The 25,171-nt window shown below is 71.4% G+C and carries 26 protein-coding genes and 1 riboswitch; of the genes, 13 read left to right on the top strand and 13 right to left on the bottom strand.

Going from position 1 to position 25,171, the window contains the following annotated elements:
* Positions 1-34: 34 nt before the first annotated feature.
* Together ACFRIC_RS27335 and ACFRIC_RS27330 are read right to left on the bottom strand one after the other, a co-directional pair.
* Complete coding sequence (locus ACFRIC_RS27335; protein ID WP_382790731.1) at positions 35-805, bottom strand: aquaporin; 771 nt, start codon at positions 803-805, stop codon at positions 35-37.
* Positions 802-1,182, bottom strand: coding sequence for an ArsR/SmtB family transcription factor (locus ACFRIC_RS27330; protein WP_382790728.1), 381 nt, complete (start codon positions 1,180-1,182; stop codon positions 802-804). The genes ACFRIC_RS27335 and ACFRIC_RS27330 overlap by 4 nt, the downstream gene beginning before the upstream one ends.
* A 78-nt stretch (positions 1,183-1,260) precedes the next feature.
* Here ACFRIC_RS27330 and ACFRIC_RS27325 point away from each other — a divergent pair, with 78 nt between their 5' ends.
* Positions 1,261-1,746: an ArsI/CadI family heavy metal resistance metalloenzyme gene (locus ACFRIC_RS27325; RefSeq protein ID WP_382790726.1), complete on the top strand. Its 486-nt coding sequence runs from the start codon at positions 1,261-1,263 to the stop codon at positions 1,744-1,746.
* 26 nt (positions 1,747-1,772) lie between these two features.
* Here the strand turns inward: ACFRIC_RS27325 and ACFRIC_RS27320 are convergent, their stop codons facing one another.
* A complete protein-coding gene (locus tag ACFRIC_RS27320) occupies positions 1,773-2,063 on the bottom strand; it encodes a hypothetical protein (RefSeq protein ID WP_382790722.1) in 291 nt (96 codons plus the stop codon).
* Between the two features lie 250 nt (positions 2,064-2,313).
* Here ACFRIC_RS27320 and ACFRIC_RS27315 point away from each other — a divergent pair, with 250 nt between their 5' ends.
* Both ACFRIC_RS27315 and ACFRIC_RS27310 read left to right on the top strand, forming a co-directional pair.
* Positions 2,314-2,505 carry a hypothetical protein gene (locus tag ACFRIC_RS27315; protein ID WP_382790719.1) on the top strand — a complete coding sequence of 64 codons (192 nt, stop codon included), beginning with the start codon at positions 2,314-2,316 and terminating at the stop codon, positions 2,503-2,505.
* 39 nt (positions 2,506-2,544) lie between these two features.
* Complete coding sequence (locus ACFRIC_RS27310; RefSeq protein ID WP_382790716.1) at positions 2,545-2,889, top strand: hypothetical protein; 345 nt, start codon at positions 2,545-2,547, stop codon at positions 2,887-2,889.
* 121 nt (positions 2,890-3,010) lie between these two features.
* Here the strand turns inward: ACFRIC_RS27310 and ACFRIC_RS27305 are convergent, their stop codons facing one another.
* Both ACFRIC_RS27305 and ACFRIC_RS27300 read right to left on the bottom strand, forming a co-directional pair.
* Positions 3,011-3,313, bottom strand: coding sequence for a hypothetical protein (locus ACFRIC_RS27305; RefSeq protein ID WP_382790713.1), 303 nt, complete (start codon positions 3,311-3,313; stop codon positions 3,011-3,013).
* A gap of 310 nt (positions 3,314-3,623) precedes the next feature.
* Positions 3,624-3,881 (bottom strand): hypothetical protein, encoded by a 258-nt coding sequence (locus ACFRIC_RS27300; protein WP_382790710.1) that lies wholly within the window; start codon positions 3,879-3,881, stop codon positions 3,624-3,626.
* Between the two features lie 311 nt (positions 3,882-4,192).
* Between ACFRIC_RS27300 and ACFRIC_RS27295 the strand changes: the two genes are divergently transcribed.
* The 5 genes from ACFRIC_RS27295 to ACFRIC_RS27275 all read left to right on the top strand — a co-directional run bounded on the left by ACFRIC_RS27295 (position 4,193) and on the right by ACFRIC_RS27275 (position 10,219).
* The gene (locus ACFRIC_RS27295; protein WP_382790707.1) at positions 4,193-4,819 is read left to right on the top strand and encodes a hypothetical protein; all 627 of its coding nucleotides are present in this window, start codon (positions 4,193-4,195) and stop codon (positions 4,817-4,819) included.
* A gap of 169 nt (positions 4,820-4,988) precedes the next feature.
* Positions 4,989-6,095, top strand: a complete 1,107-nt coding sequence (gene rlmN, locus ACFRIC_RS27290) for a 23S rRNA (adenine(2503)-C(2))-methyltransferase RlmN (protein ID WP_382790705.1) — start codon at positions 4,989-4,991, stop codon at positions 6,093-6,095.
* Positions 6,096-6,188: 93 nt separating this feature from the next.
* A riboswitch (TPP riboswitch) is annotated at positions 6,189-6,294 on the top strand.
* Between the two features lie 77 nt (positions 6,295-6,371).
* Positions 6,372-7,469: a thiamine ABC transporter substrate binding subunit gene (locus ACFRIC_RS27285; RefSeq protein ID WP_382790701.1), complete on the top strand. Its 1,098-nt coding sequence runs from the start codon at positions 6,372-6,374 to the stop codon at positions 7,467-7,469.
* The gene (locus ACFRIC_RS27280) at positions 7,445-9,196 is read left to right on the top strand and encodes an ABC transporter permease (RefSeq protein ID WP_382790699.1); all 1,752 of its coding nucleotides are present in this window, start codon (positions 7,445-7,447) and stop codon (positions 9,194-9,196) included. Before ACFRIC_RS27285 ends, ACFRIC_RS27280 begins: the two co-directional genes overlap by 25 nt.
* On the top strand, positions 9,197-10,219 hold the full coding sequence (locus ACFRIC_RS27275; RefSeq protein ID WP_382790695.1) for an ABC transporter ATP-binding protein: 1,023 nt from the start codon (positions 9,197-9,199) through the stop codon (positions 10,217-10,219).
* A 109-nt stretch (positions 10,220-10,328) separates the two neighbouring features.
* On the opposite strand, the gene ACFRIC_RS27270 is transcribed toward ACFRIC_RS27275, so the two are convergent.
* The 7 genes from ACFRIC_RS27270 to ACFRIC_RS27240 form a co-directional block, all read right to left on the bottom strand.
* Positions 10,329-10,988, bottom strand: a complete 660-nt coding sequence (locus ACFRIC_RS27270) for an LAETG motif-containing sortase-dependent surface protein (protein WP_382790691.1) — start codon at positions 10,986-10,988, stop codon at positions 10,329-10,331.
* 186 nt (positions 10,989-11,174) lie between these two features.
* On the bottom strand, positions 11,175-12,290 hold the full coding sequence (locus ACFRIC_RS27265; protein ID WP_382790688.1) for an LOG family protein: 1,116 nt from the start codon (positions 12,288-12,290) through the stop codon (positions 11,175-11,177).
* Positions 12,291-12,731: 441 nt separating this feature from the next.
* The gene (locus tag ACFRIC_RS27260; protein WP_382790685.1) at positions 12,732-13,139 is read right to left on the bottom strand and encodes a VOC family protein; all 408 of its coding nucleotides are present in this window, start codon (positions 13,137-13,139) and stop codon (positions 12,732-12,734) included.
* A 119-nt stretch (positions 13,140-13,258) separates the two neighbouring features.
* Positions 13,259-14,947, bottom strand: coding sequence for a hypothetical protein (locus ACFRIC_RS27255; RefSeq protein WP_382790682.1), 1,689 nt, complete (start codon positions 14,945-14,947; stop codon positions 13,259-13,261).
* Positions 14,929-15,666, bottom strand: a complete 738-nt coding sequence (locus ACFRIC_RS27250) for an ABC transporter ATP-binding protein (RefSeq protein WP_382790679.1) — start codon at positions 15,664-15,666, stop codon at positions 14,929-14,931. Before ACFRIC_RS27250 ends, ACFRIC_RS27255 begins: the two co-directional genes overlap by 19 nt.
* A gap of 277 nt (positions 15,667-15,943) precedes the next feature.
* Positions 15,944-17,326, bottom strand: a complete 1,383-nt coding sequence (locus tag ACFRIC_RS27245; RefSeq protein WP_382790676.1) for an aspartate aminotransferase family protein — start codon at positions 17,324-17,326, stop codon at positions 15,944-15,946.
* A complete protein-coding gene (locus tag ACFRIC_RS27240) occupies positions 17,311-17,826 on the bottom strand; it encodes an Lrp/AsnC family transcriptional regulator (RefSeq protein WP_339131888.1) in 516 nt (171 codons plus the stop codon). Before ACFRIC_RS27240 ends, ACFRIC_RS27245 begins: the two co-directional genes overlap by 16 nt.
* Positions 17,827-18,013: 187 nt before the next feature.
* Between ACFRIC_RS27240 and ACFRIC_RS27235 the strand changes: the two genes are divergently transcribed.
* Positions 18,014-19,453: a gamma-aminobutyraldehyde dehydrogenase gene (locus tag ACFRIC_RS27235; protein ID WP_382790673.1), complete on the top strand. Its 1,440-nt coding sequence runs from the start codon at positions 18,014-18,016 to the stop codon at positions 19,451-19,453.
* Positions 19,454-19,529: 76 nt separating this feature from the next.
* Here ACFRIC_RS27235 and ACFRIC_RS27230 read toward each other — a convergent pair whose 3' ends face one another.
* Positions 19,530-20,162: a hypothetical protein gene (locus ACFRIC_RS27230; RefSeq protein WP_382790671.1), complete on the bottom strand. Its 633-nt coding sequence runs from the start codon at positions 20,160-20,162 to the stop codon at positions 19,530-19,532.
* 272 nt (positions 20,163-20,434) lie between these two features.
* Between ACFRIC_RS27230 and ACFRIC_RS27225 the strand changes: the two genes are divergently transcribed.
* The 4 genes from ACFRIC_RS27225 (at position 20,435) to ACFRIC_RS27210 (ending at position 25,146) form a co-directional block, all read left to right on the top strand.
* Positions 20,435-21,091 (top strand): response regulator transcription factor, encoded by a 657-nt coding sequence (locus ACFRIC_RS27225; protein ID WP_382790667.1) that lies wholly within the window; start codon positions 20,435-20,437, stop codon positions 21,089-21,091.
* Between the two features lie 74 nt (positions 21,092-21,165).
* Complete coding sequence (locus tag ACFRIC_RS27220; RefSeq protein WP_382790664.1) at positions 21,166-22,458, top strand: sensor histidine kinase; 1,293 nt, start codon at positions 21,166-21,168, stop codon at positions 22,456-22,458.
* A 51-nt stretch (positions 22,459-22,509) separates the two neighbouring features.
* Positions 22,510-23,700: a PotD/PotF family extracellular solute-binding protein gene (locus tag ACFRIC_RS27215; protein ID WP_382790661.1), complete on the top strand. Its 1,191-nt coding sequence runs from the start codon at positions 22,510-22,512 to the stop codon at positions 23,698-23,700.
* Positions 23,701-24,087: 387 nt separating this feature from the next.
* Positions 24,088-25,146, top strand: a complete 1,059-nt coding sequence (locus tag ACFRIC_RS27210; protein ID WP_382790658.1) for a PucR family transcriptional regulator — start codon at positions 24,088-24,090, stop codon at positions 25,144-25,146.
* Positions 25,147-25,171: the final 25 nt, after the last annotated feature.

Raw genomic sequence — 25,171 nt, 5'->3', positions numbered from 1 at the left:
AGGGCGGGTGAGGGGAGCGCGGGGGAGGGGCGGGTCAGGGGAGTGCGGGGGCGGCGGGTTCGGGTTCGCTCCGGAGGCGGTCCGGGTCGGACTCCGTGCCGGACTCTGGGGCGGCCTCCGGCGCGGGTGCCGGGCGTCCGAAGACGGTGGCGACCAGACCCAGTCCCAGTGCGGCGCCGACCAGTTGGGCCGCGACGAACGGGCCGACGGAGCCGGGGGCGATTCCGGCGAACGTGTCGGTGAAGGTCCGGCCGATGGTGACCGCGGGGTTCGCGAACGAGGTGGATGACGTGAACCAGTACGCGGCGCCGATGTACGAGGCCACGGCCACGGGCGCGTAGCGCTCTCGGCCGGTGCGGGCCAGGCCGAAGATCAGCAGGACGAGGCCGGCGGTCGCGACGGCCTCCGCCAGCCACAGGTGACCGGCGAAGCGGTCGTGGGTGGACCACCGTACGAGCGGTTCGCCGAACATCGCGTCGGCCAGGACCGCGCCCGCGACGGCCCCGGCGACCTGGGCCGGGATGTACGCGGCGACCTCGCGCCCGGTGGGTCCGTCCCCCGTGCGGCGGCCGGTGGCCCAGGCGGCGAGGGTGACGGCGGGGTTGAAGTGCGCCCCGGACACCGGACCCAGGAGCGCGATCAGCACACCGAGACCGAAGACGGTGGCCAGCGAGTTGGCGAGCAGTTGCACGCCCACGTCGTGGGTCAGTTCGGTGGCCTGGATGCCGGAGCCGACGACCACCGCGACCAGGGCGGCCGAGCCGACCGCCTCGGTGGCGGCCCGGCGGGCCAGTGGGACGCTCACGCGGTCGCCTCGGCGGGCTGCGACGTCTTCAGGAAGGCGGCGAGCCGGTCGAGGGTGGCGGGCAGCGCCCAGTAGTAGACCCACGTGCCCCGTCGCTCGCAGTCGATGAGACCGGCCTGCCGCAGGAGCTTGAGGTGGTGCGAGATCGTCGGCTGGGACAGGTCGAAGGCGGGGGTCAGGTCGCAGACGCAGACCTCACCGCCGGCCCGCGACGCGATCATCGACAGCAGTCGCAGGCGTACGGGGTCGCCCAGCGCCTTGAACAGTTTGGCCAGCTCGGCCGCCTGGTCCTCGTCCAGCGGCGCGGTCACGAGGCCTGGGCAGCACGCCCCGCTCTCGTCGGCCTGCCCGAGGACCACAAGCTCTTGCTTCGACATACGTCTATGTTGACACCCTTCGATGCGGGGCGCAAGCTTGTATCGACAGACATCAATGCAAGCCGATGGGAGACCGCCATGTCCCGTGCCCAGCTCGCCCTGCGTGTCAGTGACCTCGAAGCGTCGATCACCTTCTACTCGAAGCTGTTCGGCACCGAACCCGCCAAGCGGCGCGAGGGCTACGCCAACTTCGCCATCACCGAGCCGCCGCTCAAGCTCGTCCTGATCGAAGGCGGGCCCGGCGAGGAGACCCGGCTCGACCACCTCGGCGTCGAGGTCGAGTCCACCGACCAGGTCAGCGCCGCCACCACCCGGCTGAAGGACGCCGGCCTGGCCACCTTCGAGGAGAACGACACGTCCTGCTGCTACGCCCTCCAGGACAAGGTGTGGGTGCACGGCCCCGGCAAGGAGCCGTGGGAGGTGTACGTGGTCAAGGCCGACGCCGCCACGCTGGGCAAGAGCGCCGACCCGTCCCCGACCGGCGACGGCTGCTGCACCGGCGGGACCACCGAGGAAACCGAGGAAGCCGCCCCCGCAGCCGCCGGATGCGCCTGCGGCCAGTGAACGAACGGTCTGACCGCCCGGCCCGGTCAGCGGCGCCGCGACTCGCGATCGGCGAGGTCGAGCAGTGTGAGGCCCAGCAGCCAGACGGCACAGCCGGATGCCTTCACGGCCAGGCCGAGGTGTGACGTGCCGGTCAAGGAATCGCTGACCAGATAGCCGATCAGTCCGACAGCCATGGTCAGTTGTGCCCAGCCGAACATGACCGGCCGGCGGACGCTGTCACGGACCCACGACGGCAGCCAGCCCCCACCAAGGGTGGCGACTCCCCCGACGATCAGCACCGACGCGCCGACCATCTCGATGCACTGCCAGAACATGATCGGCCTCCACTTCGGCCGGATCCTGACACACTCCCCACGGATTGCCCAGCCGGACGCCCGGGGCCCTTGCCTGGCCAAACGCCTGGAGCTCCTGCTCGGCCAGCGATGGACGCGCCCTCTCATGCCCGTTCGGTCGACCGCTCGCCGATCAGGAGGAGTTGGTGTGGAGCGCGCACGCCTGCGAGAGCTAGCATCTCGCTCCACACCCAGGGGAGGGAAGATCGTCATGGTCATGGGAGCCGCGGGGATGCCCGGCAGAGAGTGGATGGTCCGGGACGCCAAAGGCCGCAAGTACAGCTACGACTCGGAGAGCGAGGCGTTCGAGGAACTCCCCGACCACGGGGAAGGCGCAACGGTGTGGACCCGCGAGGTCTATCGCGTGATGTTCGTGACGCGATCCACCGACGGCTGGCAGCAAGTGACCACGCCTCGCGCCTAGTTTCCGGCTGGCACATCATGACGTCGTAGGCTGCGGCGCATGCACAGCACGCTGACCGAGCACGCCCGGTGTCTCTACGGAGACGAGTACCGTCCGACACCGGCGTGCGGTCAGGAACATCGCGAGCACTACTTCGTCGAAGAGCTGACCTTCGCTGATGCCGACGCGATCCTCTCGATGCTGCGGGAGCTCTGTCCACAGATCGTCGACGGCCATCTCCCGGTGTGGATCCGTAATCTCGCCTATCGCCTTCTGTTGTTGCAGAGGCCGGACGAGTCGGCTCTTCTGCGGGAGGCCGCGGAGAATCTGTGGCTGCACGGGCCTGATGGGGATGCCATCGCGGCGGAACTCGTGCGACGGGCCGAAGAGTTGGAAGCCCGCTGACGGAACAGCCATTCGGGTCTGGGGAATCCGCAGGTCATGCACGCGGTCGCCCAACCTCGCTCCTGAACGGTGGGCCCATTCGTCCGCCTGACCCGCATCGAGCAGGTCACTGATGAGGCGGCTACCCCTGGACGGGAAGATCAGGATGGGTGGCCAGGAAGATCATGTAAGCGACCGCGGCTGTTGCCCCCAAGAGGGACAACACGCCGCCCACGACAGCTCGCGTCCCGTTCGCTCGCCCCGACTTTGATGCGCGGTACTCGACGAAGGCCCGCACCAGGCCGACGAGCGCCAGCGGCAGCGCGACGAAGCTGACCAGTATCCAGAACGGACAGCAGAACCACAACGCCAAGGACGCCCCGCCGAACCAGACCGCAAGCTGCGCCTTCTCTTGCGTCTCGTCCGGGGTGCCGACAGAAATCATGGGCCGATCCAAGCAGAGCCCTTCGTGCCGTAGTGCAGCGAGGTACAGCCACCGTCGCGACCCGAGTCAGCCGTCAGCACCCACACGCGATCGCGGGACCAGCCAAGCAGACCTCACTGACCGTCGTACCCGCAGTTCGCAGCGAGGGGCCTCCGAGTGCGATTGGGATCGGTGTGGCAGGGTGCGCGCAGGTCTGTCGACGTCGCCTATCCCGTCTTCCGCACCGACCGATCAGGCGGCGTCTCCGGGCCCGGACCAGGTGGTGGTCGTTCCGCCCGGTGCTCGCCGGCTTGAAGAATTGGGCCCAGCGCTAGTGAGGGGCGGCCAGGGCCTGGAACTTGAGTGCTCCGATCCCCAGGGTGATGAGCTGCACCGCGCCGGGAATGCGCCATCGCAGGGCCAGAAGGCCAACGCCCGTGACCACGGCGCCACCGGCCAAGCACCACATTGCTCGCCGTGCGAACATCTGCGCCTCGGGCGCGATGCTGCCGTCGTCGGTCCATCCCGCGAGCCCGTAACCGAACCACAGGCCGGTAATGACCACCAGGTCGCAGGCGAGCAGCAACACGCCGACCATCACCTGCGCGCCAACATACGGCGCACTCCCGCGTTCCACGCCCACCCCGATCTGTTCGCAGATGCCAGTCCGCCGATCGCGCGCACCCCAGCATGCTGACCCTGAGGGGCGCCGCGCATGAGTACGCGTACTCACGAAGCAAAGCGAGGGCGCTCGATGGTGACCAACGTCGACAGGCGTCGAGAGCTCGGCATCAGGTCAGAGCGATGCTCGGTCGCGGACTGGCCGGATCGCCCCCTTGTGGGTCCTTCGGGTGCGTGTCACACAGTTCAGAGGCGGGGACCTGGGGGAGGGGGCACTGCATGTCGGTGTTGGGTGGCTATCCGGTAGGGCCGTCGGCCTGGGCCGTCGAGCGGTTCGGGAGGCGTGCCGGCGCCCTGGCCGCCGCGATCCCGGTGCGGCTGGCAGAGGCACATGCGAAGGCCCATGCCGCGCACCTCGCCGCGGGACTGAAGAAGCGGAGTCCGTACGGTGTCGCCCTTGCGGGCCTGGTGCGCGAGAACCTGGCGGAGACGGCACGCGAGCTGGAGGAAGCCGTTCGCGATGTGCGCGGGTATGAGTATGCGGTGATCAACGATCACGCACTCTTCCCCTTCCGGTACGCGGACCGGCCGAGGCCCCTGGACCGAGCCCGGCTGCCTGCCAACGCGTCGCCGACTCGGCACCGGCTGTTACGGGCCCACGGGCCACAGCCTCCGGAAACGCTGTTCGATGTCGATGAGGACCTGGCGACCGAGGAGTACCTGGGGCTGCACGAGGCCTTCGAGGAGCTGGGAGCCTCCACCAGGTTGGTCTGCGTGTTCTTCACGGCCGACGCCGAAAACGGCATCCACGCCATCCACTGGGGAGACGCCCACCTCGAACCCGACCGCACCTTCACCTGGCCGTACAGGGAACAGCTCCCCGTCGCTCCCGTGCAACTGGAGTGATGGGTGGTGGTGCCGCTGCCGGGGGATGGCCGACCGGGGCCCGCCGAGTTTTGGGCCGTCTCCGGGCCGTCCCAGGTCGACCGACGCCGACGGACGGCGCCCGCAGGTGACCGCCCCCACCCCGCTCTGGCCCGGGCCGGTGGTATTGATCTGCGACACTGGAAGGGTTATGCCGAAGCCCGGAGAACTCACCTTTGTCGCGCCGCGCGGAGCCAAGAAGCCGCCGCGGCACCTTGCCGATCTCACGCCCGCCGAGCGCAAAGAGGCGGTTGCCGCGATCGGTGAGAAGCCGTTTCGTGCCAAGCAGCTCTCGCAGCACTACTTCGCCCGGTACGCGCACGACCCCGCCGAGTGGACGGACATCCCGGCCGCCTCGCGCGGCAAGCTCCAGGAGGCGCTGCTTCCCGAGCTGATGTCGGTCGTGCGGCACCTGTCGACCGACCAGGACACCACCCGCAAGACCCTGTGGCGCCTCTTCGACGGCACGCTCGTCGAGTCCGTGCTCATGCGCTACCCGGACCGGGTGACCATGTGCATCAGCTCGCAGGCCGGCTGCGGGATGAACTGCCCGTTCTGCGCCACCGGACAGGCCGGCCTCGACCGGAACCTGTCGACCGGCGAGATCGTGCACCAGATCGTCGACGGGATGCGGGCGCTGCGTGACGGCGAGATCCCCGGGGGTCCGGCGCGGCTGAGCAACATCGTCTTCATGGGGATGGGCGAGCCGCTCGCCAACTACAAGCGGGTGGTCGGCGCGATCCGTGCCCTCACCGACCCGGAGCCGGACGGGCTGGGGCTGTCGCAGCGCGGCATCACCGTCTCGACGGTCGGCCTGGTTCCCGCGATCAACCGGTTCTCGGACGAGGGCTTCAAGTGCCGGCTCGCGATCTCCCTGCACGCCCCGGACGACGAACTGCGCGACACCCTCGTCCCCGTGAACACACGGTGGAAGGTGCGCGAGGTCCTGGACGCCGGCTGGGGATACGCGGACCGGTCCGGGCGCCGTCTGTCCATCGAGTACGCGCTGATCCGCGACATCAACGACCAGGCCTGGCGGGGCGACCGGCTCGGCCGGATGCTCAAGGGCAAGCCCGTGCACGTCAACCTCATCCCGCTGAACCCGACCCCGGGCTCGAAGTGGACCGCGTCGCGGCCCGAGGACGAGAAGGCGTTCGTCGAGGCGATCGCCGCCCACGGCGTCACGGTCACCGTCCGGGACACCCGTGGCCAGGAGATCGACGGAGCGTGTGGTCAGCTCGCCGCGACCGAGCGGTAGTCTGAACCGAGTCGGTCCGTCTCGTCCGCTTCGCGAGCCGAAGGCTCCACGAGTCGACGAGTCCGGCCCGGCACATCACCGTCCGACATCTTCATATTCCGACAGGGGAGCGCCACAGCGCTGAGAGTGCGGGACAGACCGCAGACCCTCTGAACCTTGCCCAGGTCATTCTGGGTAGGAAGTTCGGTCACTTACTCAAGCTGTTGCGCCCTGCCCGGGAACCGTCAGAGGTCCCGGGCAGGGCCGCGTCTCTTCCTGGTCACCCAGGAGGAATCAGTGATCACCAACACCAGCGGCGGCAGGCGGCTCGCGGTCACGGCCGTCGGGCTCGGTCTCGTCGCGCTGCCCGTCCTGTCCGCGTGCGGCTCGTCCGACAGCGCCGGCTCGGGCGACTCGAAGACGATCACGCTCGTCAGCCACGACTCGTGGCTCGTGTCGAAGAACGTCCTGGCCGACTTCGAGAAGCGGTCCGGCTACAAGGTCCGCGTCCTCAAGGACGGCGACGCCGGACAGGCCGTGAACAAGGCCATCCTGACCAAGGACAACCCCCAGGGCGACGTCTTCTTCGGCGTCGACAACACCCTGCTCTCCCGCGCGCTCGACAACGGGCTCTTCCAGTCGTACGAGGCCAAGGGCGCGGACCAGGTCCTGCCGCAGTACCGGACCGACCAGGACAAGCACCGGGTCACGCCCATCGACACGGGCGACATCTGCGTCAACTACGACAAGGCCTGGTTCAGCAAGCACAAGCTGGCGCCGCCGCGGTCCTTCGACGACCTGGCCAAGCCCGCGTACAAGAACCTCCTGGTCACCGAGAACGCCGCCACCTCCTCGCCCGGCCTCGGCTTCCTGCTCGGGTCCGCCGCGCACTACGGCGACGAGAACTGGCAGGGCTACTGGAAGAAGCTCAAGGCCAACGGCGTGAAGGTCGTGGACGGCTGGGAGCAGGCGTACAACGAGGAGTTCTCGGGGTCCGCGGGCGGCAAGAAGGCCAAGGCCGACCGGCCCCTCGTCGTCTCGTACGCCTCCTCGCCGCCCGCCGAGGTCATCTACGGCGACCCGAAGCCCGCCACGGCCCCGACCGGCGTCGCGGACGGCACCTGCTTCCGGCAGGTCGAGTACGCGGGCCTGCTCAGCAACGCCAAGAACACCAAGGGCGGCAAGGCGCTCCTGGACTTCCTGCTCACCAAGGAGTTCCAGGAGGACATGCCGCTCAACATGTTCGTCTACCCGGTCCGTGAGGGCGCGCGGGTGCCGGCCGAGTTCACGCAGTACGGTCCGCAGGCCAAGGATCCCGAGATCCTGGCGCCCGCGAAGATCGCCGCCGACCGCGACCAGTGGGTCAAGTCGTGGACCTCGCTCGTACTGAAGTAGCCGCCGACGGGACGGTGAAGGCCGGCGGTCCCGAGAGGACCACCGGACCGGCCGGGCCCGGTGGGCGGGACCGTGCCGACCGGGCTCCGCGCCGGGCCCGCGGACAGAACGCGGTGCGGTTCGCCCTGATGGCGCTGCCCGTCGCGTTCTTCGCGGTCTTCTTCGCCTATCCCGTCGCCGCGATCGTCTCGCGCGGGCTCCACGGGGACGGCGGCTGGCAACTGGGCCGCGTCTGGGACGTCGCGACCCGCTCCGACATCCGGCACGTGCTGTGGTTCACCACCTGGCAGGCGCTCGCCTCGACGGCGCTCACGCTGCTGGTCGCGCTCCCCGGCGCGTACGTCTTCGCGCGCTTCGACTTCCGCGGCAAACAGATCCTCCGGGCCGTGGTGACGGTGCCCTTCGTGCTGCCGACCGTGGTCGTCGGCACGGCGTTCCTCGCGCTGGTCGGCCGGGGCGGACTGCTCGACGACCTGTGGGGCGTACGCCTGGACACCACCGTGTGGGCGATTCTGCTCGCGCACGTCTTCTTCAACTACGCCGTGGTCGTACGGACCGTCGGCGGGCTCTGGTCGCAGCTCGACCCGCGCCAGGAGGAGGCCGCGCGCATGCTCGGCGCCTCGCGCCTGGCGGCCTGGCGCAAGGTGACGCTGCCGGCGCTCGGGCCCGCCGTGGCCGCCGCCGCCCTCATGGTCTTCCTCTTCACCTTCACCTCGTTCGGGGTGGTGCAGATCCTCGGCGGCCCGACCTTCTCGACCCTGGAGGTCGAGATCTACCGGCAGACCTCCGAGATCTTCGACCTCACGACGGCGGCCGTGCTGACGATCGTCCAGTTCGCCGCCGTCGGCGCGATCCTCGCCGTGCACGCGGCGACCGTACGCCGACGCGAGACCGCCCTGCGGCTGGTGGCCCCGGACACCACCGCGCGCCGGCCCCGCGGCGGCGGACAGTGGGCGCTCCTCGCGGGCGTGCTCGTGAGCATCGCGGTGCTGCTCGTGCTGCCGCTCGCGGTCCTCGTCCAGCGCTCCCTCGACGCCCCGGGACTCGGCTACTACCGGGCCCTGGCCGACGCCGACGGAGGCGTCTTCCTCGTCGCCCCGATCGAGGCGGTCGGCAACTCGCTCGAGTACGCGCTCGCCGCCACCGCCATCGCCGTGCTGATCGGCGGTCTCGCCGCGGCCGCCCTCACCCGCCGCGCCGGCCGGCTGATGCGGGGCTTCGACGCCCTGCTGATGCTGCCGCTCGGCGTCTCCGCGGTCACCGTGGGCTTCGGGTTCCTGATCGCCCTGGACGAACCACCGCTCGACCTGCGCGCGAGCTGGATCCTGGTGCCGCTGGCCCAGGCGCTGGTCGGCGTCCCCTTCGTCGTGCGGACCATGCTGCCCGTGCTGCGCGCGGTGGACGGGCGGCTGCGGGAGGCCGCCGCCGTCCTCGGGGCGTCGCCGTGGCGGGTGTGGCGCGAGGTCGATCTGCCGATGGTGCGGCGGGCCCTGCTGATCGCGGCCGGCTTCGCCTTCGCCGTCTCCCTCGGCGAGTTCGGCGCGACCGTCTTCATCGCCCGCCCCGACAACCCCACGCTCCCGGTCGCCGTGGCCCGGCTGCTCGGACGCGCGGGCGACCTCAACTACGGCCAGGCCATGGCCCTTTCGACGATCCTGATGGTGGTCTGCGCGGTGGCGCTGCTGCTGTTGGAGCGGGTACGGACCGACCGGACCGGGGAGTTCTAGATGCTGCTGAGCCTTCAGGGCGCGACCGTACGCTTCGGCGGGCGGGCCGTGCTCGACGCCGTCGACCTCGACGTCGCCGAACACGAGATCGTCTGCGTGCTCGGGCCGAGCGGCAGCGGCAAGTCCACGCTGCTGCGGACGGTGGCCGGACTCCAGCCGGTGGACGCGGGCCGGGTGCTGCTGGACGGGCGGGACCAGGGGGGTGTCCCCGCGCACAAGCGGGGCGTCGGCCTGATGTTCCAGGACCACCAGCTCTTCCCGCAGCGGGACGTGGGCGGCAACGTGGCCTTCGGGCTGCGGATGCACGGCACGTCGAAGAACGGGCAGGCGGCCCGGGTGGGGGAGCTGCTCGACCTCGTCGGTCTGCCCGGAGCGCGTGACCGCGCCGTCGCCTCGCTGTCCGGTGGGGAGCAGCAGCGCGTGGCGCTGGCCCGCGCCCTGGCCCCGAGCCCCCGGCTGCTGATGCTCGACGAACCGCTCGGCCAGCTCGACCGCTCGCTGCGCGAACGGCTCGTCGTCGAACTGCGCCAGCTCTTCGGCGCGCTGGGCACGACCGTGCTCGCCGTCACGCACGACCAGGGCGAGGCCTTCGCGCTCGCGGACCGGGTCGTGGTGATGCGGGACGGGCGGATCGCCCAGTCCGGTACGCCCCTGGATGTCTGGCAGCGGCCCGCGGACGCCTTCGTGGCCCGCTTCCTCGGCTTCGACAACGTCGTCGAGGCGACGGTGGGCGCCGGCGTCGCCGACACCCCGTGGGGCAAGGTCCCCGTGCCCGAGGGCACCCCCCAGGGGCCCGGGACGCTCCTCGTACGGCCCGCCGGGGTGCGGCTCGTGGCCGCGGCGGACGGGCTGCGCTGCACGGTCGCCGCGCGCACCTTCCGGGGCACGCACGTCGCCGTACGGCTGCGGCCGGAGGGCGCGCCCGAGCTGGAGGCGGCGTGCGCGCTGCGGGACGCTCCGGAGTCCGGGGACGTGGTCGGGGTGGAGTTCGACGCGGGCGAGATCGTCGTCCTCGGGGCGTGACCCCGGGGAAAGGACCGGCGCGGCACACCGGTCGAGCGCGGTGTCCGGACAGGCGTGTGGCCCGCCCCCTCGAAACGGGGGCGGGCCACACGGTCGTTCGGGAAGCGGGTCAGCTCGCCTTCGAGGCGCCGCGGCGGCGCATGCCGAAGTAGACCGCTCCGCCACCGACGACGACGAACGCGCCGGCGATACCGGCGATCATCGGGGTGTTGGAGTTCGCACCGGTCTCGGCGAGGTTGGACTCACCGGCGGCGGCGGACGGCTGGTTGTCGCCCGGGGTGGCCGGAGCGGCGCTGCTCTCCGAGTCGGACGGGGTGGCCGAGTCCGAAGGGGTGTCCGACGGGGCGGACTCCGAGGGCTCGGGGCTCGCCGACGGGGACGGCGACTCCGACTTGGTGCTGCAGGCCTCGTCCTTCGTCACCAGGTTCGGCGAGATGTCCTTGTCCACGATGCCCGGGACACTGACGTGGATGCGGTACTCGGCCTTGGGCGCCCAGTCCTCCGAGAAGGAGACGGTGGCGCCGTCCTTGCTGCCGGTGACCTTCTGGGCGTCTCCGACCTGGTGGTCGTCGGCGCCGTTGCGCTCCAGGAAGACCGTGATGGTGGCTTCCTTGGCGGAGGAGTCGACGTCGGTCACGGTGATGATGCCCTTCCCGTTGCCGTCACAAGTGGCGGCAGCCGAGAAGTCCTTGATGTTGCAGGCGAGTGCGTTGCCGGCGACGCCGAGCGCGAGCGCGGCAGAGGCGGAGGCAACGCCGAGGATTCGCACGGTACGTGCGGTGCGTCGAGATATGGACACGATTGCCCTTCACAGGTTGCGCAACTGCGGGGGGTGTGGGGGGATTTGCTGCGGTCTTTCCAGCAACAGCGCCCCCAGGAGTCTCACAGGTCTATAAGCGCGACCTAAGTGCTGTCAATGCGTAGGTCCTGCCTCGCTGTTGGCTTTGCCGAGTTGTTAACGTCCCAGGTGTTTGAGCGCTTCCGGAGCGTCATCGACGCCATCGACGAGGGCGATCCGCGACTCCATCGCCCGTTCCCTGGCCAGCGACGTGAGCAGGTCCCAGGCGGGGTACTTCTCGGTCCAGTGCGTCCGGTCCACCAGGACCATGGGGGTCGGCTCGCCCCTGGATCCGTAGAAGTTCGGGGTCGCGTTGTCGAAGATCTCCTGTACGGTCCCGGCGGCGCCCGGCAGGAAGACGACCCCCGCGTTCGAGCGGGCCAGCAGCCCGTCCTCACGGGTCGCGTTGGCGAAGTACTTGGCGATGTGCGCGGCGAACGCGTTCGGCGGCTCGTGGCCGTAGAACCAGGTGGGGATGCCGACCGAGGCGCCGCCGGAGGGCCAGCGCTCGCGCACCTCGAACGCCGCGCGCGCCCAGTCGGTGACGGAGGGGGTGAACGACGGGACGGCCGCCACCATGCGCAGGGCCTCGTCGAGCATGCCGTCGTCGAACGGGGCCGCGTACGCGCCGAGGTTCGCCGCCTCCATGGCGCCGGGTCCGCCGCCGGTGGCGACCATGAGGCCGGAGCGCGTGAGGGTGCGGCCGAGGCGTGCGGCTCCCGCGTACGCCTCCGTGCCGCGCGCCATCGCGTGGCCGCCCATCACTCCCACGACCCGTACGCCGGTGAGGAGTTCGTCGAGGGCGTCCGAGACGGAGTCGTCGTGGACCGCGCGCACCATCGACGCGAATATGTCGCCGTCGGCCTTGGTCTTCTGGAACCAGGCGTACGCGCGGGCGTCGGGTGTCGACTCGTACCCCGCGTCGAGCGAGGCGAAGAGTTCGTCGGGCGAGTAGAGGTGACCCCGGTAGGGGTCGAGGGGGAGGCCTGGTACGGGCGGGAAGACGAGGGCGCCGGAGAGGCGGACCCGCTCGGCGGCCTCGGGCTCCATCGGGCAGCCGAGGAAGACGGCGCCCGTGGTGTCCACGGACAGGAGGTCCGCCGTACGGGCCGTCAGGTCGACCGCCTGGACGCGGAATCCGGCGAGCGAGGCGTCCGTCGAGACGACCTTGTCGAACTCGGCGAGGGATTCGATCTCGCGGTCGGGGGAGACGTGCGGGGGAGGTGGCAGCATCCCGCCCATGCTAGGGGCTGCCGCCCGAGGGACACCGGGGTTCCGGGCCACCGTTCCCTAACTGGGCTCCGCCCCGGACCCTGTTCCCTAGCTGGGCTCCGCCCCGGACCCTGTTCCCTAGCTGGGCTCCGCCCCGGACCCTGTTCCCTAGCTGGGCTCCGCCCCCGGACCTCGCTCCACCCCCTGGGGCTCCGCCCCAGACCCCGCTCCTCAAACGCCGGAGGGGCTGAATTTTCCCGGCCGGAGCGCCTGAAGTTTCCCCCGGCCGGAATGCCTGAGACTTCCCCGGCCGGAGTGCCTGAATCTGCCCCCGGGCAGGGAAGGCCGGTCGGCGGAGCTGGAATTGCTCCCGCAGCCGAAAAGGTCGGCAGGAGGGGCTGAATCCCCCAAGGCCCGGCGCGCGGACCCCTGTACCGCGCGCCGGGCCTTGGGGAGGGAGGGTCAGCCTTGGACCGCTGCCGGGTCCATCCACATGACCTCCCAGGTGTGGCCGTCCAGGTCGTCGAAGGCGCGGCCGTACATGAAGCCCTGGTCCTGTGCCTCGCCGGACCCCGAGCCGCCCGCCGCGATGGCGCCGTCGACCAGTTCGTCGACCTTCTCGCGGCTCTCGGCGCTCAGACACAGCAGCACCTCGCTGGTCCTGGTCGCGTCCGCGATCTCCTTCTTGGTGAAGTCCGCGTAGCGCTGCTTGCTCAGGAGCATCGCGATGATCGTGTCGCTGATCACCACGCAGGCGCAGTCGTCCGTGGAGAACTGGGGGTTGATCGAGTAGCCGAGCTCCGTGAAGAACTTCCTGGATGCGGCCACGTCGGACACGGGCAGGTTCACGAAGATCATCTGCTGGTACATGCGAGGTTCTCCCGTCGGTGTCGTGCTGTTCGCAGGGATAGACCGGGGGTCCGCCCGGAACTCATCGCCCGGCGCGGACCCTTTTTCCCGTACGTCGCGCGGAGTGCTCCGCGGGCCGGTCAGCGGATCAGGGGAAGCGCGGCAAGCTCGGCGACCGCCCAGGTCAGCGGGGCGAACGCGAGGAACAGCACCCCGGCACGCAGGGCCGCCGCACCGCGCAGCAGGGTGGCGGGCGCCCCCAGCCGCAGCAGGGCCGCCGTGGTGTCGGCCCGGGCCTGCCGCGCCTCGACGGCGGCGGTCGCGAGCGTCAGCACCGTGCACCCGGCGACCAGCGCGGCGCCCAGGGTGGTCAGCGGACCGAAGTCGGGCCGGGCGCCGGTGTACAGCGTCGTCATGGCGAACGCGCCCGACGCCACCGCGCACACCACGCCCAGCGGCTGTCCGATGCGCCGCGCCTCCGACTGGAGCACCCGCCCGGCCAGCAGCCGCAGCGCGCCGGGACGTACGGCCTGGAGCAGCCATCCGCACAGATACGTGATCGCGGGCCCGGCGAGGGCCAGACCGACCGCGGTCAGCACCCAGCCGAGCAGCACCCCGGCGGGACCGCCGGCGAATCCGCCGGGCAGCGCGAGCGCGGGCGCCGGTCCCGAGCGGCTCGCGTACGTCTCCACGGCCAGCCCGGCCGCGAGCGTGGCCGCGCCCCAGGGGAGACCGTTCGGGTAGCCCGGCGCGGCGGGCAGCCCGCCGGCCTCGGCGACCCGGCGCGGGTCCGGGCGCGCCCCGGGCACGGCGGCGCCCTCGTACGCCGGTCGCGGGTCCTCGTACACCGCGTCCGTGTCGACGTACGGCAGGTCCACGCGCTGGTACGAGGACGGCGTTCCGTGGGTGACGGCGGCCCGGTGCTCCTCGGCCGCCGTCGTCCCGGTCTCCCCGGAGGCGTACGCCTCGGCGGTCCAGTGGAAGTCGGGGCCGCCGGAGCCGTTCGCTCCGGGGGCGAGCGGGTCGGGTGCCGGCAGGGCGGCGCCGCCGGGGGCGGCCGAGGGGGTCCGGAACCCGTCGCCCGTGCCGGTCACGGTGACACCGTCGCCCGTGCCGGTCGAGGTGAGCCCCTCGGTCAGGCCGGCCGTCGCGAAGCCCGTGGGCCCACCGGGTGCCGTGAACGGCGCGAGGGTGCCCGGGGCGCTGCCGATGGGGAGGGCGTCACGGCGCACGACGGTCCGTGGAGTGCTCGCGACGGGGTTCTGCCGCGTCGACATCCACGTACGGCCGTAGGACCACGCGGCGCGCACGGGACCGCTGTCCCGGGGGCGCAGGGAAAGGGCGGCCGCGCCCGAGGCCGCGACCGGAACCAGGCCGAGCAGCGTGAGCGCCGCGGGCAGGGGCAGCGAGAGGCCCGAGGCGAGGAAGTCCTCCGCCGCGCCGCCGATCGGGCCGCCGGTCAGGTCGCCGCGCAGATGGAGGAACAGGAGCAGGGCGATCAGCGAGCCGAGGAGGGTGGACAGGGCGGTGGTGGCGGCGGAGATCGCCATCAGCCGGCCGGGGCCGAGGCCGACGGCGGACAGGCCGGGCCGGGGCCGGGTGGCGGGGTCGGTGCGGGCGACCGCGACGGCGAAGTAGACCGTGGCGGCGAGGGGCACGACGCACCAGGCCAGGCGCAGCGCGCCGGCGGCCGAGGCGTCCGGGTGGCTCATCGCGTATCCCAGCGTGCACAGCAGCAGGAACCCGGTGCCCGCGGAGGCGGCGGCGACCAGGAGCCGGCGGAGCTGGACGAGGGGGTGGCCCCCGCGGGCTAGACGGAGAGCGAGCACGCGGCCCGGCCTTCCGTCTCGGTGACCGGGGGCAGGTGGACGGTGTTCACACGCCGTCCGTCGAGCAGCGAGATCGTGCGGTCGGCGAGGGCCGCGGTGTCCGGGTCGTGGGTGGCGAGGACGGCGGTGATGTTGTGCGAGCGGGCCGCCGAGGTGAGCGTGCGCAGGACCTGGGTCTGGTCGGCGCGGTGCAGCGGGGCCGTCGGCTCGTCGGCGAACAGCACGGTGGGGGTGGGGGCGAGGGCGCGGGCGACGGCCACGCGCTGCCGTTCGGCCTGGAGCAGGGCGTGCGGGCGCTTGCGGGCGCAGCGGCCGACGTCCAGGCGCTCCAGCCACTCAAGGGCGGCGGTCTTGGCGGCCCGGCGGGTCCAGCCGCGCAGCATCAGCGGGAGGGCGGTGTTCTCCCAGGCGTTCAGCTCGGGGATCAGGGTCGGGACCGGGTCGATCCAGCCGAACCGGTCGCGGCGCAGCCGCTCGCGGGTGAGCGGGCCCATGGTGTGCACGGGCGAGCTGTTGAACCAGACCTCGCCCTGCTGGGGCAGGAGCTGGCCGGACAGGCACCGCAGGAGGGTCGTCTTGCCGCTGCCGCGCGGGCCGCAGACGGCGAGGATCTCGCCCTCACGGATGCCGAGCGAGACACCGCTGAGCGCGGGCGAGCCGTTGTGCTTGACGTGCAGGGCGCGTGCCCAGAGCACGTCGTTGTCAGGCGGGGCCACCATCGCGTACACCTCGTTCAGAGCTGATGTGCCGTGCCCGGCGACCTCTTCGAGGTCGCTCGGTCCCCCGGACGGGGGAACGAAGGCAGGGCCGATCGGTCACAGGGCACGCTAAGGAGTCGGGGCGGGGAGGCCGGACAGCACGCGGCCCCGGGCCGCCCATTCTCACTCGAACGGGCGGCACCGGGGCCGGTGTTGATCAGTCGGACGGAAGACCCGGGCCCGCCGTGGGGAAGTCGGCGGAGCCGGGTTCACGGCCGGGGATCGGCGGGATTCGCGATCAGAGCTTGGTCCACGCCTCCGTCAGCACCTGGCGGACGATCCCCTCGATCTCGTCGAAGGTCGACTGGTCGGAGATCAGCGGCGGCGAGAGCTGGATGACCGGGTCGCCGCGGTCGTCGGCACGGCAGTAGAGGCCGTACTCGAAGAGCTTCTTGGAGACGAAGCCGTAGAGCACGCGCTCCGACTCCTCGTCCGTGAAGGTCTCCTTGGTGGCCTTGTCCTTCACGAGCTCGATGCCGTAGAAGAAGCCGTTGCCGCGGACGTCGCCGACGATCGGCAGGTCGTGCAGCTTCTGGAGGGTCTTCAGGAAGTTCGCCTCGTTGTCCAGCACGTGCTGGTTGAGGCCCTCACGCTCGAACAGGTCGAGGTTGGCGAGGCCCACGGCCGCGGAGACCGGGTGGCCGCCGAAGGTGTAGCCGTGCAGGAAGGTGTTGTCGCCCTTGTAGAACGGCTCGGCGATGCGGTCCGAGACGATCGCGGCGCCGATCGGGGAGTAGCCCGAGGTCATGCCCTTGGCGCAGGTGATGATGTCCGGGATGTAGCCGAACTTGTCACAGGCGAAGTAGGTGCCCAGACGGCCGAAGGCGCAGATGACCTCGTCCGAGACGAGCAGCACGTCGTACTTGTCGCAGATCTCGCGCACGCGCTGGAAGTAGCCGGGCGGCGGCGGGAAGCAGCCGCCGGCGTTCTGCACCGGCTCCAGGAAGACGGCGGCGACGGTGTCCGCGCCCTCGAAGAGGATCTCCTGCTCGATCTGGTCGGCGGCCCAGCGGCCGAAGGCCTCCGGGTCGTCGCCGTGGATCGGGGCGCGGTAGATGTTGGTGTTCGGCACCTTGTGCGCGCCCGGGACGAGCGGCTCGAAGGGGGCCTTCAGGGCCGGCAGGCCGGTGATCGACAGGGCGCCCTGCGGGGTGCCGTGGTAGGCGACCGCGCGCGAGATGACCTTGTACTTCGTGTGGTTGCCGGTGAGCTTGTGGTACTGCTTGGCCAGCTTCCACGCGGTCTCGACGGCCTCGCCGCCACCCGTGGTGAAGAAGACCTTGTTCAGGTCGCCCGGCGCGTGGTGCGCGAGGCGCTCGGCGAGCTCCACGGCCTTGGGGTGGGCGTAGGACCAGATGGGGAAGAAGGCCAGCTCGGCGGCCTGCTTGGCGGCCACCTCGGCCAGCTCCCGGCGGCCGTGGCCGGCCTGGACCACGAACAGGCCCGCGAGACCGTCGAGGTAGCGCTTGCCCTTGTCGTCGTAGATGTAGGTGCCCTCACCACGGACGATCGTGGGAACGGGCGCGTTCTCGTACGAGGACATGCGGGTGAAGTGCATCCACAAGTGGTCGTACGCGGTCTTGCTGAGGTCCTTGGTGCTCACGGTTATCGGGTTCCCCACATGTAGGTCTGCTTCTTGAGCTTGAGGTAGACGAAGCTCTCGGTGGAGCGCACCCCGGGCAGGGCCCGGATGCGTTTGTTGATGACGTCCAGCAGGTGGTCGTCGTCCTCGCAGACGATCTCGGCGAGGATGTCGAACGAGCCCGCGGTCATCACCACGTACTCGACTTCCGACATGGCAGCCAGCGCTTCCGCCACCGGGTCGAGGTCGCCCTCGACCGTGACGCCGACCATCGCCTGCCGGCGGAATCCCACGGTGAGCGGGTCCGTGACGGCGACGATCTGCATGACGCCCTGGTCGAGCAGCTTCTGGACCCGCTGGCGCACGGCAGCCTCGGAGAGGCCCACGGCCTTGCCGATCGCGGCGTACGGGCGGCGTCCGTCCTGTTGGAGCTGCTCGATGATGGCGAGGGAGACGGTGTCCAACTGGGGACTGCCGTTCCTGGACTCGCGGGAGTCCCTTGGTTCCGCGCTTCGACTGACCACGACCCCACTGTGCACGACGTATCGACAGTTCCGCAAGGTTCAGGCGATGAAATTCGTTGTTTACGGGTACGTGTCTTGCGGATTTCGCAGCTCTGGGCCGTTCGGGGGTGTTGAAAACGCGGAGTCACGGATTAGGGTGGGGTCCAGGCATCTCAGGTAGTGGACACCTGGGCCGTTGTACATCCGACAGGAGGGCCGGGCAGTGAGCACCGAGCTGCGTCGTCTGCGCAATTACATCGACGGAGAGTTCCGCGATGCCGCCGATGGACGGACCACGGAGGTGGTCAACCCCGCGACCGGCGAGGCGTACGCGACCGCGCCGCTCTCCGGCCAGGCGGACGTGGACGCCGCGATGGCGGCCGCCGCCGCGGCCTTCCCGGAGTGGCGGGACAAGACCCCCTCCGAGCGTCAGAAGGCCCTCCTGAAGATCGCGGACGCGTTCGAGGAGCGGGCCGAGGAGCTGATCGCGGCCGAGGTGGAGAACACCGGCAAGCCGATCGGTCTGACCCGGTCCGAGGAAATCCCGCCGATGATCGACCAGATCCGCTTCTTCGCGGGGGCCGCCCGCATGCTCGAAGGCCGCTCGGCCGGCGAGTACATGGAGGGCATGACCTCGATCGTCCGCCGTGAGCCGGTGGGCGTCTGCGCCCAGGTCGCGCCGTGGAACTACCCGATGATGATGGCGGTGTGGAAGTTCGCCCCGGCGCTCGCGGCGGGCAACACGGTCGTCCTCAAGCCCTCGGACACCACCCCGGCCTCCACCGTCCTGATCGCCGACATCCTCGGCGGCATCCTGCCCAAGGGCGTCTTCAACGTCATCTGCGGCGACCGCGACACCGGCCGCGCGATGGTCGAGCACCCGACCCCGGCGATGGCGTCCATCACCGGCTCCGTCCGCGCGGGCATCTCGGTCGCCGAGTCGGCGTCCAAGGACGTCAAGCGCGTCCACCTGGAGCTGGGCGGCAAGGCCCCGGTCGTCGTCTTCGAGGACACCGACATCCCCAAGGCCGTCGAGGACATCTCGGTCGCGGGCTTCTTCAACGCCGGCCAGGACTGCACGGCCGCCACCCGCGTCCTCGTCCAGGACTCCATCCACGACGAGTTCGTCGCCGCGCTCGCCAAGGCCGCCGCCGAGACGAAGACCGGTCAGCCGGACGACGAGGACGTGCTCTACGGCCCGCTGAACAACCCCAACCAGCTCAAGCAGGTCGCCGGGTTCATCGAGCGGCTGCCCGCGCACGCCAAGGTCGAGGCGGGCGGCCAGCAGGTCGGCGACAAGGGCTACTTCTACGCCCCGACCGTCGTCTCCGGCCTGAAGCAGGACGACGAGATCATCCAGAACGAGGTCTTCGGCCCGGTCATCACCGTCCAGTCCTTCTCGGACGAGACCCAGGCGATCGAGTGGGCCAACGGCGTCGACTACGCGCTCGCCTCCTCGGTCTGGACGAAGGACCACGGCCGCGCGATGCGCCTGTCCAAGTCCCTCGACTTCGGCTGCGTGTGGATCAACACCCACATCCCGCTGGTCGCCGAGATGCCGCACGGCGGCTTCAAGAAGTCCGGCTACGGCAAGGACCTGTCGGGCTACGGCTTCGAGGACTACACGCGCATCAAGCACGTGATGACGTCGCTGGACGGCTGACCGCACCCAGGTGTGAGCGTGGCCCCGGCCGGGAGTCGATCCCGGCCGGGGCCACGCCTTTCCCCCGGGCGCCGGCTCAGGCGCTCTCGGTCACGCCGGAGAGCGAGGGCCCGTCGGGCGCGCCCGGCTCACTCTTCTCCGTGTGGAAGCCGGGCAGCTCGCCGAAGCCGCCTCCCGACCCCTTGCCGGGCCTGCCGGGCACGGTCACCGGCGGCAGGCCGGACCCGGTCGAGAAGGTGACGCCGGCCTTCCTCAGGATCGGCGCGCACGCCTTCTGCGCGGTCCGGTAGCTCTTCGAGGCCGGGTCGAACCCCTTGCCCGCCCTCATCCGCACGTCGAACCGGATCCGGCCCCGCTTGTCCTTCGAGGCGTGGAAGGCCGGGAAGTACTTCTGGCCGTGGTCGCGCATGCAGGCCGCGAACGCGTCGTCGGCCGTGTTCACGTCGCCGGGAGCGTGCGAGGTCGGACGGTAGGCGATGGCCGGCAGGGCTCCGCCGGACGGCAGTCCGCCCTTGGGGGGTACCCCGGTCCCGCCGTGCCGCCTGAGCAGGGGCGCGCCGGCGGTCCCCGTCGTCGCGGCGGTCACGGTGGTCCGGTCGGACGCCGAGGCGGCCGTCGCCGCAGAGGCGCTGACGGTCCCCAGCGTGGCGGCCGAGATCAAGGCGCAGGCCAGGGCGAGTCGTTGGGGCCGGGTGGCCGGTGCACGCATGGGCTTTCCTCCATGGGGCGGGCGGCGGTGCCGCCGGTTCGGACGCGATGGCGCACGGTGACGCACCGCCGTGCCGTCACGCGCCGTGGTCCGGCGGGTCGGGGCGGGGCGTCCGGTGCCGTGCTGCGCTCCAGCCAAGCCGGGGGGTGGTTACGGCACGGGAACGGTCTTCCTTACGGCGCCGCGACAGGCCCGGCCCGGTTCCCGCGACGGGGGACTCTGCCAACGGGCCCTTATCCCCGTGTAACCAGCGGCGCGTCACACTGACCGCCATGCGTGTGCTGGTGGTCGAGGACCATGAAGAGCTCGCCGAGACCGTGGCCGCCGGGCTGCGCCGCGAGGGCATGGCGGTCGATCTCGCGCTGGACGGGCCCACGGCGCTGGAACGCGCCACCGTCAACGGGTACGACGTCGTGGTGCTCGACCGCGACCTGCCCGGGGTCCACGGCGACCAGGTGTGCCGGACGCTGGCCGCGGGCGGCAGCCGCGCGAGGGTGCTGATGCTCACCGCGTCCGGCACGGTGGCCGACCGGGTCACGGGACTCGGCCTCGGAGCCGACGACTATCTCTCCAAGCCGTTCGCGTTCGCCGAACTCGTCGCGCGGATACGGGCATTGGCGCGCCGGGCGCAACCGGCCCTGCCTCCCGTCCTGGTCCGCGGGGAACTGCGGCTCGACCCGGCACGGCGGCAGGCGACCCGGAGCGGTTCGGGCCTCGCCCTCAGCCCGAAGGAGTTCGCCGTGCTCGAACTCCTGCTGGCCGCGCAGGGTGCCGTGGTCTCCACCGAGGAACTGCTGGAGCGGGCCTGGGACGAGGCGGCCGACCCCTTCAGCCAGACCGTGAAGGTCACGGTGAGCCGGTTGCGCCGCAAACTGGGGGAGCCGCCGCTCATCGCGACGGTGGACCGGGCGGGATACCGCATCGCATGACGAACACGGGTGGGAGCCGGCGGTGGAGCCCCCGGGGTCTCCGGCGGCCGGGGCCCGCCGGGGTGCGCCGGCCGATGGTGCCGCGCAGTATCCGGTGGCGGCTGACCCTGCTCTACAGCGCCCTGTTCGTGGCGGCGGGCGCGGCCCTGCTCGGCTTCACCTACTTCCTGGTGTCACGGTCCCGGCCCTCCGCGGGCGTCGTCTCGTCCATCGAACCCGGGCTGCCCGCGGGGCAGGCCCTCACCACTCCCGACCCGCCGGCGCTCACGACGTACGCCGAGGCCCTGCGCGCCGACCAACTGCACCAACTGCTCGTCGAGGCGGGTGTCGCGCTCGCCGTGATGACCTTCGCCTCCGTGGCCCTGGGCTGGATCATGGCCGGCCGGGTCCTCGCCCCGCTGCGCACGATGACCGCCGCCGCCCGGCGGATCTCCGCGGACAACCTCCGCCAGCGGCTGGCCGTGCCGGGACCCGAGGACGAACTCAAGGCGATGGCGGACACCTTCGACGACGTACTGGGGCGGCTGGAGGGCGCGTTCGAGGCGCAGAAGCAGTTCGTCGCCAACGCCTCGCACGAACTGCGCACGCCTCTCACGCTCCAGCAGGCGATCGTGGACGTCGCGCTCGCCGACCCCGGCGCGTCGGTGGAGACCCTGCGGGCCGCGTGCCTGCGCGTCCGGGCCGCCGGGCAGGAACAGGAGCGGCTCATCGACGCCCTGTTGACCCTCGCCCGCAGCCAACGCGGTCTGCAGCGCAGGGAGTTCCTCGACCTCGCCGAGACGGTGCGGGAACTGCTGCCGGACGCCGGGTCCGAGGCCGGTGCGCCGACCGTACGGGCCGACCTCGGCTCGGCTCCCGTGCTGGGCGATCCCCAGTTGATCGAGCGCCTGGTGGTCAACCTCGCGGACAACGCCGTACGGCACAACGCGGGCGGGGCCGGTGAGAGGTGGGTCCGTGTGTGGACCGGGACGGAGGCGGGGCTCCCGGTCCTGCGGATCGACAACACCGGCCCGGTGATCCCGCGCGACCAGGTGGCCGGACTCTTCCAGCCGTTCCGGCGGCTCGGCACGGAACGGACCCGCGCACGGCCCCGGACCCGCCCGCACGGGCAGGGCCGCCCCCGTGAGGGGCTGGGCCTCGGCCTGTCCATCGTCACGGCCGTCGCCACCGCCCACCGCGGCACGGTGGAGGCGTGGCCCCGTCCGCAGGGCGGCCTGTCGGTACGGGTCACGTTCCCGGCGTGCGCCCCGCCCGCGAACGCCCCGGGCCGTGAGCCGGGCCGGGGCCGGCCGCCGGTCACGCGTCCGGAGTCCTCGAAGCGCCGCCCGGAAACGGATCGACAGGGTGTCGGGTCGGCGGGCGACTGATCGACGCAGCGTCCATTGTCCGGAAGGAGCCGGGTTCGGCATGCTGCGCGCGTGCCCGTGAATCGGAAGACCTCGCCCCCGTCCCGCCGGTCCCTGCTGCGCGCCCTGGGCGGCGGTGCCGCCCTCGGAGCCCTCGCGGGATGCGGCGTACCGGCCGCGTACGTGGCACCCGGCGACCGGTCCGGAGCCGACCTCTCCGCCTCGGACAAGCGGCTGACCTGGGCGAACTGGCCGCTGTACATCGACACCGACGACGAGGACACGAGCCGGCGGCCGACGCTGGAGGCCTTCGAGGAGCGCACCGGGATCGCCGTCGACTACGTCGAGGAGATCAACGACAACGACGAGTTCTTCGGCAAGATCAGCCCGTCCCTGATGAACCACCAGCGGACCGGGCGCGACCTGATCGTCATCAGCGACTGGATGTGTGCCCGTTTCGTCCGGCTCGGCTGGGTCCAGGAGATGGACCGGTCCCGGCAGCCGAACGTCGCCAAGTACCTTGACCCGCTGCTGCGTTCGCCCGCCTTCGACCCCGGCCGCAAGTCCTCGGTGCCGTGGCAGTCCGGGATCACCGGTATCGCCTACAACCGCCGCAAGCTCGGCCGCGAGATCAAGCACGTGTCCGACCTGTGGGCCGACGACCTCAAGGGCCGGGTCACCCTGCTCTCCGGCCTGGACGAGGCGTTCGCGCTGCTCATGCAGGCCGACGGCGTCGACATCACCAAGTGGCGGGCCGACGACTTCCACCGGGTGTGCGACCGGGTCGAGAAGCAGGTGCGCCGCGGGCAGATCCGCCGCTTCACCGGCAACGACTACATCAAGGACCTCGCGAGCGGGGACGTCCTCGCCTGCCAGGCCTACTCGGGCGACGTGATCCAGCTCCAGGCCGACAACCCCGACATCCGCTTCGTCGTCCCCGAGGAGGGCGCCGAACTGTGGGCCGAGTCGCTGATGATCCCCAACCTGGCCCGGCACAAGGCCAACGCGGAGAAGCTCGTCGACTACTACTACCAGCCGGAGGTCGCCGCCGAGCTGGCGGCCTGGGTCAACTACGTCTGTCCGGTCCCCGCCGCCCAGGACGTCCTCGCCTCCTCCAAGGACAAGGACACGGCGGCCCTCGCCGAGGACCCGCTGATCTTCCCGGACGCGACCATGCGCAAGCGCCTCGCGATCGCCCGCGACATCACCGCCGGCGAACGCACCGCGTTCGCCAAGCGCTGGAACGCGATAGCCGGCCTGTGAACCGGGGGGCCGGGCCTGCCGAGTGCGGCTGACCCCGGCGGCGCCGAACCGCAGCACCACCAGGAGATTGCCGGTTCCCGGCAGGGTCGGGCCTTATCAACCATTCCCGAGACTCGCGTGAGCGGTTCACCGGTGCGTTGGCCGCCGATGCCTGCACGGTCCGTGAGCGGACCGGACACGCCCCGGGGCGCTGCTCCCCTCCCGGTTCCGGGCCGGGCACCACCTGCCGGTGTCCGGCACCAGAACCTTCACAGTGCTCCCCGCACGTCATGGTGCACGGCCGGGACGCGCACCCGCATTGCCGATTCCCGGCAGCGTTCACTAGGGTCTGCATGCCGGAGGGCCGTCAAGAAACCGTCACCGGCGCGTCAAGATTCGGGGGACGACGTGACCGACCGCGAGCATCCGGTGGACCATCTGCACGGCTACGCCGAGATCCTGGCCGCGGTCTCGGCCACCGGCCGGCGCCTCACGCGCGAGGAGATCGATTCCCGGCGCGCCCTGGGTGAGCGGGCGGCGGAAGCCGGACACGGGCTGCGCACCCTCGTCAGCGACCATCTGACCGCCGCGCGTTCGGCCTGGCCCGCCTCACCCGGTTCCACCGACGCCGCTCTGGGCGCCGTGCAGCAGGCGATAGACGCGTTCGCGGAGGGCTACGAGCGCGCCCAGCGCCATGCCGTACGTCAGGAGGAGGCCGCGCGCCGCGAGTTCATCGACGACCTTCTCTACGGCCGCAGCGACCTGGGCCGCCTCGCGGAACGCGCCGAACGCTTCGGGCTGCGCCTCTCGCACGCCCACGCGGTCGCCGTCGCCCAGGGCCCGGCCGCGTACGACGAGAGCGACCCGGTGCTGCGGCAGGTCGAACGGGCGCTCATCGGCCGGTTCGGCGACCGCGACGTCCTGATCACCACCAAGGACGGGCGCTTGCTGTGCGTCGCGCCCGGCCATCAGGACGACGTCCTCGGCTACTTCGCCAAGCAGGCCTACGCCGCCGCGGAAGGAGGGCGCGTCGCCATCGGCCGCCCCCAGCCCGGCCCCGGTGGCGTCGTCCATTCCTATGAGGAAGCGCTCAACGCCCTCGAACTGGGGGAACGCCTGGGCCTCGAGGATCCGGTCCTGCGGGCCGCCGACCTCCTGGTCTACCCGGTCCTGACCCGGGATCGCCAGGCCATGGCCGACCTCGTCCTCGACACCCTCGGACCGCTCACCACGAGCCGCGGCGGCGCCCAGCCGCTCCTGGACACCCTCACCGCGTACTTCGACTGCGGCTGCGTGGCGGCCGAGGCCGCCCGCCGTCTGAGCCTGAGCGTGCGCGCCCTGACCTACCGTCTGGAGCGCATCCACAAGCTCACCGGCGCCAACCCGGCCGACCCGGCCCACCGCTACATGCTCCAGACCGCGGTCATCGGCGCACGGCTGCTGGACTGGCCGGCCCGGGCCCTCTGACGCCCGCGAACGACGCAAGAGGAGA

The sequence above is a fragment of the Streptomyces sp. NPDC056738 genome (assembly GCF_042790435.1).
Classification (GTDB): Bacteria; Actinomycetota; Actinomycetes; order Streptomycetales; family Streptomycetaceae; genus Streptomyces.
Note: the sequence above shows the minus strand (reverse complement) of the source record. Positions and strands in the feature narration are given on the sequence as shown.